Genomic DNA, 5,985 nt, shown 5'->3' on the forward strand with positions numbered 1-5,985 from the left:
TTGCTGCTTAAATTCAAGTGAATAGGCCTTGTTACCAACATGATTTGCGAAAGCTTCAATACCTTGTTCTTTATATCTTAAAGCCCACTTTCGAACTGTGTAAGCAGAGACACCATATTTCTTGGATAACTCAATTGAAGACTCACCATCTAAAAACAATTTTGATACCATTTCTCTAAACTCTGGAGTAAATGGGGATTTTGACATAAAAAACCTCCTTAAGTAGATTTGGTTATTTACCTTGTCTACTTAAGGAGGATCATATCAGAAGTTTTGCAGCATCCTCTTTGTCTACACTCTGAGTGCTATTCAAATGAATGGCACTCTTTTTTGAAAAGAAGTACAATACCCTTATACAAAACATAAGTAAGGGGGCACTAATGACAGAAAAGATTAAAGTATTTAAGCACAACAGTATTTGCATTGATGTTGGAGACAGGGCGGTCTATGTAGATCCATTTGAGATGGATGAAACACCACATGATGCTGCATTTATATTAGTTACTCATGACCATTATGATCACTTCTCGCCAGAAGCCATTGAAAAGGTCGCTAATAAGAATACAGTGTTAGTTGTTCCTGAAAAAATGAAAAGCAAGGCAGCGGAAGTTGCAGCAGTGGTGGGCAAGATTGAATATGTTAATCCTGGTGCAAGCTATGAAGTAGAAGGATTACAGTTTGAAACCGTTGCTGCTTACAATATTTTAAAACCATTTCATCCAAAGAGTGCTGGTTGGGTTGGCTACATCATTTCTGTAGATGGAAAACGTATTTACGTAGCGGGAGATACTGATGCTACTAAAGAGGCTAAAGCCGTAAACTGCGATATTGCCCTAGTGCCAGTTGGCGGAACTTATACTATGGATGCAAAGAAGGCAGCTGAACTAATCAATACAATTGCACCAGAAGTGGCTATTCCTGTTCATTATGGTCTGATAACTGGAACTTCTAAGAATGCGGGAGAAGAGTTTTCTAGGTTAGTAAAGTCGCCTGTAAAGGTTGAAGTAAGGATATAGGAGGGGCTTCATCCATATGAGGAGCCGGTAATTAATGCGATTAGGTTAGAATAACGTGGGGGCGAATAAATGGCATCAAGCAAAGAGTACTTAGAATATGTCTTAGAGCAACTGTCATCACTGGATGACATCACATACAAGGCAATGATGGGTGAGTACATCATTTATTATCAGGGGAAGATTGTAGGTGGAATCTATGATGATAGATTTCTTGTGAAGCCGACAAAATCTGCCATGACTATGATGCCAGAAGCTTCTCTAGAATTGCCTTATGAGGGAGCGAAGGAAATGTTGTTGGTGGATGATATAGATAACAGAGATTTCCTGTATGAGTTATTTAATGCGATGGTAGATGAACTGCCAGCACCTAAGAAAAAGTAGAAAGAAGGAAATCAGGACAGGAGATTGATATGGAAGTGGGAGATTATAGATGAGATTTATAACTAGCAATAGAAATCTTTTATTTCCTGCTAATAGCATTGCTTCGCTATAATTGAATTTAACATGGAGGTATAGCGATGATTAATGAGAAGGTAAAAGCATTCCTAGATGAGAAGTCTCTGGGGGACAGGCTCACAGAGCATACAGAGACTATTGATACGGTGGAGCATGCTGCTCAGCAGATTGGTTGTAGCGAGCCAGAGATTGCGAAGACATTGTCCTTTGTAGTGGATGAAAAGCCTGTTGTGGTTGTTATGGCTGGCGATGGGAAGGTAAACAGTTCTAAGTTTAAAACTTATTTTCACACCAAGCCTCATATGATTCCACGTGATCAGGTGCAGGAGATTACAGGCTTTCAGCCTGGTGGTGTTTGTCCTTTTGCTGTGCCTGAGGATATTCCAATCTGGCTGGATGTTTCTATGAAGCGATTCGAATATGTTCATCCTGCAGGAGGCAACGAATATACATCCGTAAAGATTACTCCAGCAGAGCTTGAGAAAGCATCTGGAGCTGAAGGATGGGTAGATATTTGTAAAGGCTGGGAAGATGGGGAAAGAGATGATAAATGCATTACAGAATAATTGAACCAAAAGATAATCTGATTTTAGCTAACATAATAAGAGATAATTTGAAGGCTAATAAACTGGATATTCCTGGAACAGTATACTTTGATGAGAACCTCAATAATCTCAGTGATTTTTACCTAGCTTCTCCCCAAAGAGCGTACTTCATTGCATTGGATGATAATGACAATATCATCGGGGGAATAGGGCTGGCTGAACTAGGCTTTATGGATGACACTGCAGAGCTTCAAAAGCTATATTTAACAGACGCTGCTAAAGGACAGGGGCTTTCATATGAACTTATAGATTTAGTTGAAGAGACTGCTTTGAACAAAGGTTATAAAAGAATATACCTTGAGACTCATACTAATTTAAAGGTAGCAATTCATCTTTATGAAAAATGCGGATATAAGCTGATAGAAAAGCCTAAAGAAGTTGTGCATAGCTCAATGAACAGATTCTATTTGAAGGAATTATTATGAAAATAATTAAACACATTTTTGATGGGGATTTTGGTTGTGAAGAAACAGGTAGCCAAAAGCCCACTGTATCAGTAACACTTGTAGATGAAGATGGTAATGAATCTTACGTAACGGTTGAAGACGAGTGGCTTACAAATAATGGATTAGATGTAGGAGATGTCTGGCCGGAGGAATATTAAAACTCAAAAAGGGATTCTGGTTGAAGGAATCTTTGTTAAATCAAAATTAAAATAAGGATTACATCAGAAAAAACAATGCTTTGAGGGTTGCCTTTAAGCATTGTTTTTTGTGTATAGAAACTGTTATAAAGGTGCAAGTTCCAGTGAAAAAACTTTCACGAATTTGACGTATGATTAAACTGATGAAGTTTGTGGATTACAGTTATATTTGAGGAGTTATACTGAGGATTCTGTTTGGTTATCAAGAATTTTAATGTTTAATACGAAGTGGAAATCTAAGTGTTTCACAGTTACGGATTTCTGTGTATTGTAGTACAATAAATACCGTATAAATAGTTGATAGGAGAACTTTGTTATGGATTATAATGTTGAGAATATGTTTGATGATATATCGTGGGAAGAAGAACATAAAAAGCAGCAAAATAAAGAAATAAAATATTTGTTAGCAATATCATTTACAATACTATTTGGGATAATAATGGACGTTAATGAGTTTTTGCTATCGTTACCAGAAACAGAATTACCTATTGTTATAAGAAAAATACTAAATATTCGATTGTTAGTAACGGATTTTTCAAATGTGACACTAGCTATTGTGCAAATTCAGGCAGCGGTAGGTCCATTGGTAATTGCCATTATTGCGTTGCTTTCTGGTGTTATATCTGATGAATATTACGGCATATCTGTTTGCAATTATTATTTAAATATAAAGCCGAGTATCTTTAAACAAAAAAGAATAATAATAGGCTTGATATCTGCAATTGGATTTAGCGTATTGTTTTACATTTTAGGCTTATATAATGTGGTTTTTTCTTTGTTTTGGATTTCATGCATAGTCATAATAGGTTCAATAATGGAGTTATATAGTGTCTTCAAAGGGCAAAGATTTATCGAAGACGAATTAAAACGATATAGTAACTATATGTTATTGTCCGGTGAGGTGAGTTTTGAGGACAAGAAGGATACATTAACTACATATACGAAATGGTGGATTAAACAGTGTGAAAATAAAACTACATATGAGCAAAATAAAAAACGTTTCCTTAACAGTATTGAAGGATTTCTTGATAAAGACCCAATAAAAGGTATTTTATTAATAGAGGAAATGGCAGCTTATATTGTAAAGTCTGCTGATGACAAGCAGCGCATTTTCCTCTTTTTTGAAGAAGTCTATGAGAACATTTATAGATATGTAGAAAATAATAATTGTCATATTGAGCATTGCTTTGATCTATATGATGATTGTTTACATGTCCTCTTTGATGAATTATATAGAATTCCTTTTATGGAATTAAAGAAAACCTGTGATTGGAAAGAGTATGCGTATTACATAACTAGAGTAGCGATATACTGTCATGATGAAAAAATAAGTGATCAAGAATCAATAGAAAAAATATACAAGCAGGTTATATGGTTTATTTCTGAATATGTAAGAGTATTATCATATCATGCATCTAATGGTCAGTCGTTGAAAAAAGAAAAATGGGGATATAGAAAGATATGGCAAGATGAAAAAATCCCAGAAGATTGTAAGGACATATACAATCGTGTTATGGGGGAATATCAATTTGCTTATTTTGCCGCTCTACTCAAGAACTCACAAGGAGAACTTGCAACATCATATGTAGAGGTGTATGACTATAATCCAATGTATTATGAAGTGGAATACTCAAATATTCTTTTGGTATCATTAATATTATGTTACGCATATTATCTAGCAGAAAGAGAAAGCGATATTTATATTTCTGACGAAAGAAGAAAAAATGCTAAAGAAATACTAATAAAGTTTAAAGAGAAAAAAATATTTGATTCATTTTTATATTCATTGATTGAGTACAAAGGCTCATTAAATGATTTATATCGAGACATATATAGAGTTATGGATAGATATGAGGAGGTGCCTGCTAATGGTAAGGTAAAAACATGCATAATTGATAATGTATTTAAAGATTACTTTTTATTTATAGCTCTTATATTTAGCGGAGTATATAGAGATGATACATTGTTGAAAATTTACATGAAACATAATAGGTCTGAAGCCTTGTTTAAAGCATACGGGGGGATTGGCGCAGAGAACCTGAAAGAAAAAATGTGTACTATATATGATTGCTTTGGCTCCAAGTTGAAGGAAAGGGATTTAGTAATAGAACGAGGATACGAGAGTTTATTAACATTATCAGCGGCAGCATATAAATTGTATTTATTAGAGGAATCCAAAAAAGATTATAGTATTTTTTCGGAATTAAATAATCAAAATTGTATTATTAAAGGTTTTGTTGAATATTTAAAAACTCATTTTGCAGACCTTATGAAAAAATGGACAGTGGAACCAAAAGATAAGTATGCAGAAAAAAAGATAGTCTTATTAAATCAACGAATACCTGTTTCAGTTGTTACAAGTGATTTTATAGAGAGTAACGTAAGGTCTTTTGAGCGTGCTTTTTTAAGCGAAATAATTGAGAAATTAAGTCAATTAAATAAACTTGATGAATATAAAAATAATAATGACGATGATTTCGAAAAGTTTCTCATAGACAGCAATACAAAATACGTTGTAGGTCCGCAATATTCATTTGCAACATTTGATTATAGAAAAAGAATGCAACGTAATCAATTATTCATAGACAACGATTTTGAGTGTGTAAATATCGGACATGGTAGTATGGGCATGCTTTTAAAATCTCCTATAGAGCTATTTATTGATGAAATACAAGTTAAGACACGCCATGTGGAACTTACTGAATGTGATTATATAGCTATTGATAACAATAAATATTTATATAGGGCGGATGATGGGATTGAGCTAGAATTCACAAAAGAAGAGTTAGAATCATATATATATAACGATGAGCTGGTATTAACGATTACAATGAAAGTAAAATATCGTGTTCCAGAAGAAAAAATAGGATATGTAATTGAAAAGCAAAGAATAGAATAATTATGATGTTAAGAGGAGCCTCCGAAGGCAATGTCATTAAGTTAACATTGCGGTGGAGGCTACGATGAAGAAAACGAGATTGAAGTGATATGCTTCAATCTCGTTTTTTCCTTTTTTAGACATTAAAAGAAGACAGATTGTATATCTGCCTAAATAACATTTTTAACTTTTCATTTTTATGCTACTCTATATAAGAAACCTCTAAAGATTCTTGCTGACTGGTATCTTTCACGATGTCGGTCTGGTCTAATGGGTACAAGATTTCTTGATATGATGGTTTCTAAATCAGGTGGAGATGTAATACCGCGGTAAAACTTTTTGCACATGTGAGCAGCAACTGAAAAGTTGGCTTTATATGTATATTTT

The 5,985-nt window shown here is 34.1% G+C and carries 7 protein-coding genes and 1 pseudogene; 6 read left to right on the forward strand and 2 right to left on the reverse strand.

Annotated features, from left to right (window positions below; all coding sequences use genetic code 11):
* Positions 1 to 207 (reverse strand): helix-turn-helix domain-containing protein (locus BM097_RS15635; RefSeq protein WP_143085013.1); only part of this gene is annotated, 207 nt, incomplete at its 3' end.
* A 173-nt stretch (positions 208 to 380) separates the two neighbouring features.
* On the opposite strand from BM097_RS15635, the gene BM097_RS15640 reads away from it, so the two are divergent.
* The 6 genes from BM097_RS15640 (at position 381) to BM097_RS15665 (ending at position 5,619) form a co-directional block, all read left to right on the forward strand.
* The gene (locus BM097_RS15640) at positions 381 to 1,016 is read left to right on the forward strand and encodes an MBL fold metallo-hydrolase (protein WP_090552582.1); all 636 of its coding nucleotides are present in this window, start codon (positions 381 to 383) and stop codon (positions 1,014 to 1,016) included.
* Positions 1,017 to 1,085: 69 nt separating this feature from the next.
* Positions 1,086 to 1,397: a TfoX/Sxy family protein gene (locus tag BM097_RS15645; RefSeq protein WP_090552585.1), complete on the forward strand. Its 312-nt coding sequence runs from the start codon at positions 1,086 to 1,088 to the stop codon at positions 1,395 to 1,397.
* A gap of 137 nt (positions 1,398 to 1,534) precedes the next feature.
* Positions 1,535 to 2,038: a YbaK/EbsC family protein gene (locus BM097_RS15650; RefSeq protein WP_090552587.1), complete on the forward strand. Its 504-nt coding sequence runs from the start codon at positions 1,535 to 1,537 to the stop codon at positions 2,036 to 2,038.
* Positions 2,023 to 2,502, forward strand: coding sequence for a GNAT family N-acetyltransferase (locus tag BM097_RS15655; protein ID WP_090552590.1), 480 nt, complete (start codon positions 2,023 to 2,025; stop codon positions 2,500 to 2,502). The genes BM097_RS15650 and BM097_RS15655 overlap by 16 nt, the downstream gene beginning before the upstream one ends.
* On the forward strand, positions 2,499 to 2,681 hold the full coding sequence (locus tag BM097_RS15660) for a hypothetical protein (RefSeq protein ID WP_090552592.1): 183 nt from the start codon (positions 2,499 to 2,501) through the stop codon (positions 2,679 to 2,681). Before BM097_RS15655 ends, BM097_RS15660 begins: the two co-directional genes overlap by 4 nt.
* A 355-nt stretch (positions 2,682 to 3,036) precedes the next feature.
* Positions 3,037 to 5,619, forward strand: a complete 2,583-nt coding sequence (locus BM097_RS15665; protein ID WP_090552594.1) for a hypothetical protein — start codon at positions 3,037 to 3,039, stop codon at positions 5,617 to 5,619.
* A gap of 176 nt (positions 5,620 to 5,795) precedes the next feature.
* On the opposite strand, the pseudogene BM097_RS16460 reads toward BM097_RS15665, so the two are convergent.
* Positions 5,796 to 5,985 (reverse strand): annotated as a pseudogene (locus tag BM097_RS16460) (IS4 family transposase); the annotation flags it as partial.

This window comes from Pseudobutyrivibrio sp. OR37, from assembly GCF_900113655.1.
Classification (GTDB): Bacteria; Bacillota; Clostridia; order Lachnospirales; family Lachnospiraceae; genus Pseudobutyrivibrio.

Bases quoted from the DNA above. Each gene is read 5' to 3' on its own strand.
- BM097_RS15640 (WP_090552582.1), top strand. From the start codon at position 381: ATGACAGAAAAGATTAAAGTATTTAAGCACAACAGTATTTGCATTGAT.
- BM097_RS15645 (WP_090552585.1), top strand. From the start codon at position 1,086: ATGGCATCAAGCAAAGAGTACTTAGAATATGTCTTAGAGCAACTGTCA.
- BM097_RS15650 (WP_090552587.1), top strand. From the start codon at position 1,535: ATGATTAATGAGAAGGTAAAAGCATTCCTAGATGAGAAGTCTCTGGGG.
- BM097_RS15655 (WP_090552590.1), top strand. From the start codon at position 2,023: ATGCATTACAGAATAATTGAACCAAAAGATAATCTGATTTTAGCTAAC.
- BM097_RS15660 (WP_090552592.1), top strand. From the start codon at position 2,499: ATGAAAATAATTAAACACATTTTTGATGGGGATTTTGGTTGTGAAGAA.
- BM097_RS15665 (WP_090552594.1), top strand. From the start codon at position 3,037: ATGGATTATAATGTTGAGAATATGTTTGATGATATATCGTGGGAAGAA.